Consider the following 2,713-nt stretch of genomic DNA (forward strand, 5'->3'; position numbering starts at 1 on the left):
TACACCGCCTGCACCGAGGTGATGGCCCCGCGGGATGTGGACGTGATCCGTTCCTGAAGGGCCCCCATCTCCGTGGCCAGTGTCGGTTGGTAACCTACCGCGGATGGCATCCGGCCAAGCAACGCGGAAACCTCGCTTCCCGCTTGGGAGAATCGGAAAATGTTGTCGATAAACAGGAGCACGTCCGCTCCCGTCGTGTCGCGGAAATACTCCGCCATGGTGAGGGCGGAAAGGGCTACCCGCAAACGGGCTCCAGGCGGCTCGTTCATCTGGCCGAAGACCATGCATGTCTGCTCGATGACGCGCCGCCCCGTGGAACCGATTTTGGTTTCCTGCATTTCCAGCCAGAGGTCGTTCCCCTCGCGGGTCCGCTCCCCCACCCCGGCGAACACCGAATAACCACCGTGCGAGGTGGCAATCCGGGCGATAAGCTCGGTGAGGATCACGGTCTTCCCGAGTCCTGCCCCACCGAACAGCCCCGCCTTACCACCCCGCACGAACGGGGTCAAAAGGTCGATCACCTTGATTCCCGTTTCGAACACCTCCACCTTCGTGGAGAGCTCGGTGACCGGCGGCGCTTCACGATGGATGGGCCACCAATCTTCAGCCTCGACCGGTCCGCGGTCATCGATCGGTTCACCGAGCAGGTTGAACACTCGACCGAGAATTCCCTTTCCCACCGGAACCTTCACCGGTCCCCCGGTATCCAGGCACTTCATTCCCCGCACCAGACCATCAGTGGTTCCCAGCGCCACGCAGCGGACACGGCCTCCGCCGAGGTGCTGCTGGACTTCGCCGGTCAGGTTGATGCGGATTCCCTTGACTTCCTCTTCGACCTTGACGGCATTGTAAATAGCCGGCAGTCGATGCTCGGGAAACTCGGCATCGAAAGTGGAACCGATCACCTGCGTGATCCGCCCGTAGTTGGGCTCCCGTACGACATCCGCCTGGGTTGGCTTCGTTTCCGCGCTAGGGCTGCTCATGTCGTCCCTCGATTTCCCTTCTTACAACTTTGATGCGAAGTTTTCAGCTTATTTTGATGCCAGTTGCATGACCCGCTGGGCAGGCCTCCGTGGACCGCCATACAGGACGGCCTTGCCAGTATTACCCCCCTTGTTTTTCCAGGGCCTCTGCTCCGCTGACCACCTCGAGGATTTCCGACGTGATCTGGGTCTGTCTTGCCCGATTGTACGCCACACTCAGGTTTGCCAGCATCGTGTCGGCATTTTCGGTGGCTGTCTTCATGGCGACCATCCGGGCAATCTGCTCTGCCGCCGCCGAATCCAGGAAGCACTTGAAAAGCTGCATCTTGTACGCTGTGGGGACAATCTCTTCCACAACGCTCTCCGGAGACGGCAGAAAGTCGTATTCTACCCGGTGGGAAGTCCCATTCTCTTCTCCGATGTCGAAATCGCTCAGCGGCAACAGCGTTTCCACAACGGGGTATTGCCGACTGGCGGACTCAAATTTCGTATACACGACTTCCACCTGGTCAATCTCGCCGGCCAGGAACTCCCTGGCATAGCGCTCGGCCAGGGTGTGGACGTCTTCAAATCGGGGTCGGGCATCAAAGTGCGTGTACTTTCCATGCACTTCAATCCCTCGAAATTTCAACCCCGATATTCCTCTTTTTCCGGATACTTCGAGCCGGACCGATTCGGCCTTGTCGCGCCAGTGCCGCAGACGCCCCATCGCCATGCGAAGGATCGACGAGTTGAACCCTCCGCAGAGGCCGCGATTGCTGGTGAGAACAAGGAGCACCACGTTCTTCACCGCATCATGGGGCTGCATGAGGGGATGGCTGATTTCCGCCCCGGCTGCCACCAGATGCCCCAGCACCGTGGTCAGGCGCCGGGTATACGCCGACGCGGCGAGGGCGCGATCCATGGCCCGTTTGAACCGTGCCGTGGAAATCAGCTCCATCGTCCGCGTGATCTTGCGAATATTGCGGACGGAGCGGCGACGCCGTTCCAGTGTCCTCGCTTTGACCATTGCAACGCCCTATTACCGTGATTTGTACCTCTGCAACCCGCGACGGCCCTCCTCCCAGTCCCTTTCTCCCTCGGTCCACCGTCACGCCGCTGCGGCGGGGGCAGACTCCTTCGCTTTCTTCTTTTTCTCGAGATACTGCCGGTTAAAGTCGTCCAGAATTGCCACCAGTTTTTCTTCCGTCTCGGAGTCCAGGTCTTTCGTATCCGTGATCCGCTGCCAGACATCCTTGTGGTTGGTGTGGATGTGTTCCAGAAACTCTTTTTCCCACGTCCGCACCTCAGCAACCGGAATGGGGTCAAGATATCCCTTGGTACCCGCATAAATGACCAGCACCTGATCGGTCACATGCATCGGCTGGTATTGACCCTGCTTCAACAGTTCGGTCATACGGTAGCCACGGTCCAGCCGGGCCTGGGTCGCGGGATCCAACTCCGTCCCCAGTTGCGCGAACGCTTCCAATTCGCGGAAGGCCGCCAGGTCCAACCGCAAACCACCGGCCACCTTTTTCATGGCTGGAATCTGCGCCTTTCCACCCACCCGGGAAACCGAAATACCGACATTCATCGCCGGTCGCTGGCCGGCGAAGAACAAATCCGGCTGGAGGTAAATCTGACCGTCGGTGATGGAGATCACGTTGGTGGGAATATACGCCGAAACTTCCCCTTCGAGCGTTTCCACGATGGGAAGCGCCGTCAGCGAACCACCTCCCCGTTCGTCACTC

General features: G+C 59.5%; 2 protein-coding genes and 1 pseudogene. All 3 read right to left on the reverse strand.

Annotated elements, in window-relative coordinates:
* On the reverse strand, positions 1-983 hold a 983-nt coding region (gene atpD, locus H5U08_RS15145; protein WP_297034881.1), incomplete at its 3' end, for a F0F1 ATP synthase subunit beta.
* Positions 984-1,104: 121 nt separating this feature from the next.
* Positions 1,105-1,992 (reverse strand): ATP synthase F1 subunit gamma, encoded by an 888-nt coding sequence (gene atpG / locus H5U08_RS15150; RefSeq protein ID WP_297034884.1) that lies wholly within the window; start codon positions 1,990-1,992, stop codon positions 1,105-1,107.
* 81 nt (positions 1,993-2,073) lie between these two features.
* Positions 2,074-2,713: pseudogene (locus H5U08_RS15155) on the reverse strand (F0F1 ATP synthase subunit alpha); the annotation flags it as partial.

The organism is Thermogutta sp., from assembly GCF_014359955.1.
Classification (GTDB): Bacteria; Planctomycetota; Planctomycetia; order Pirellulales; family Thermoguttaceae; genus Thermogutta.

What these genes read in the sequence shown, in the direction of transcription:
- atpG (WP_297034884.1), bottom strand. Translation starts at nt 1,992, where the DNA reads ATGGTCAAAGCGAGGACACTGGAACGGCGTCGCCGCTCCGTCCGCAAT.